Origin of the sequence: Flavobacterium sp. (genome assembly GCF_046293665.1) — a bacterium.
Taxonomy (GTDB): domain Bacteria; phylum Bacteroidota; class Bacteroidia; order Flavobacteriales; family Flavobacteriaceae; genus Flavobacterium.
Genome location: NZ_JBKBOL010000018.1, coordinates 1 through 1,913, shown reverse-complemented (window position 1 = coordinate 1,913; position 1,913 = coordinate 1). Strand labels below are relative to the sequence as shown.

The following is a 1,913-nucleotide window of genomic DNA, read 5'->3' as shown; positions in this document are numbered from 1 at the left end:
TAACTAGCTGATATGTATGACAAAATCATATATATCACTGCTGTTATAAACTGATAAGTATTAAAACCACTGAAATATACCGCTAAGCAATGTGCGGTTTTTTAACCAACTCAACAAATACACATGCATCTTCGATTGAAAAATAGTAATATCACGGTTGGTTCTTCAGATGCTGAAGAATCAAAACCGGTTATTATTTCAAATGAAGAAAAAGAATTACTAGATTTGTTAGCTGATTTTTTAGTTCAGGACATTATTAACCAAGTCAAAAACCAGGAGAATGAGAATTAAACGAGTTGTCGGTTACGCCAGGATAAGTACTGAAGAGCAATCTCATTTCTCTATTGATGGCCAAGTGGAAGAAATCGAAAGATTTATTGCAAAAAACAATTACGAGCTCGCAAAAACATTTATTGACGAAGGTCAATCCGCTAAAGATTTCGACCGTAAGAGTTGGAAGGAACTAGAAAAATACCTTAAAATTCATCATAAAGAAATCGATTATTTAATAGTAATGAAGTATGATCGCTTCAGCCGCAACATTCAGCAATCGCTTAATGTTATCCATCAGCTGGAGGAAAATTACAAAATCAAAATACTTTCGATATCAGAACCTATTGGTCTGCCTCCGGAAAGCCCATTCTATTTTCAGCTTCGTACAACAATGTTACTCAATGCACACGTGGAGCGATTGGTTATACGTGACCGTACCGTTTTTGGACAACGTAAAGCCCGAAACGACGGCAGGTATTTAGGATTGGCGCCTTATGGTTACATCAATGCCCGGGATGAATATAAAAAACCAATAATTACGTTGATTCCTGAAGAAGCTCAAATTATCAAAAGTGTTTTTGAATGGTATCTCAATGGCTATACAATTGCAGAAATACAGCGAAAAAGCAAAGAAATAGGCTTTAAAAAAACAGGAAAGGACGCCATTCAAAGAATGCTAACTAATACAGTTTACGTCGGCCTCATCAGAATGAAAGCTCACCAGGACGAAAACGAAAAGTTTGTTCATGGAATTCACGAGCCAATAATTGACAAAGAAACTTTTTACAGAGTGCAAGCCAAATTTCTTAAGCCAAAAATAGTGCGTCAGCAATATAACGATAGTGCTTTCTTGAAAAGATCAATCGTTTGCCCTGATTGTTACAGGCCATTAACGTGCGGGCATACTAAAGGACGCAGTAAATATTATTGGTATTACGAATGTGTTACTCACAGAAAGTCATTTAATGCCGATGTTGCCCATACAAAATTGAATGAAATTCTAAAGGAATTCGATTTTAACGATGCGCAGTTAAGTTATCTCGAGGCGCAAGTTAGAATCAGGCTTCAAAAGGAAATTGAAGAAAATACTTCTGGGATTCCTGTTTTACTAAATAAGAAATCTGTGTTAATGACAAAGAAAGAAGGCTTGGAAGATAAATACATTTCCGGAAAGCTTGACGATAAAACTTTTGTGACCTGGAATGAAAAGATAGGAATGGAAGTTAAGGAATTGGAAGAAAAAATAAAATTGTCTCAAGCTACCGAAACGAGTTACTGGAATACATTTATATCTAGATTCTCAAAGCTTTCAAATATTAGCGAAGTATTCCAAATGGCAGATGTTCAGGGTAAGCAAAATTTCATCGAAAAGGTGTTCGGTACAGAATTAGCTTATAATGGAGAGGTTTACCGAACCGCTTTTTTGAATCCGCTTTTCCTTTCTAAAGCCTTGCTATTACAGAGAAAGGGCTTGCTTGAATTCCATAAAAAAACGGGGATTTCTGAGAAATCCCCGTCATGGGTGAAAGACGGGTCTCGAACCCGCGACCTTCGGAACCACAATCCGACGCTCTAACCAACTGAGCTACAATCACCATTTGTTTATGCGAGTGCAAATATACTGCAAAAGTTAACTTTTG

1 protein-coding gene, 1 tRNA gene and 1 pseudogene are annotated in these 1,913 nt (G+C 36.7%); 2 read left to right on the top strand and 1 reads right to left on the bottom strand.

Going from position 1 to position 1,913, the window contains the following annotated elements; genetic code table 11:
- The first annotated feature begins 123 nt into the window (after positions 1-123).
- Positions 124-291 carry a hypothetical protein gene (locus ACK4R1_RS14775; RefSeq protein ID WP_409688780.1) on the top strand — a complete coding sequence of 56 codons (168 nt, stop codon included), beginning with the start codon at positions 124-126 and terminating at the stop codon, positions 289-291.
- Positions 281-1,066 (top strand): annotated as a pseudogene (locus ACK4R1_RS14770) (recombinase family protein); the annotation flags it as partial. The gene ACK4R1_RS14775 and the pseudogene ACK4R1_RS14770, both read left to right, overlap by 11 nt.
- Positions 1,067-1,793: 727 nt before the next feature.
- Here the strand turns inward: ACK4R1_RS14770 and ACK4R1_RS14765 are convergent.
- A tRNA-His gene (locus ACK4R1_RS14765) sits at positions 1,794-1,869 on the bottom strand.
- Positions 1,870-1,913 lie beyond the last annotated feature (44 nt).

Coding starts and splice junctions, on each gene's coding strand:
- ACK4R1_RS14775 (WP_409688780.1), top strand. CDS start 124: ATGCATCTTCGATTGAAAAATAGTAATATCACGGTTGGTTCTTCAGAT.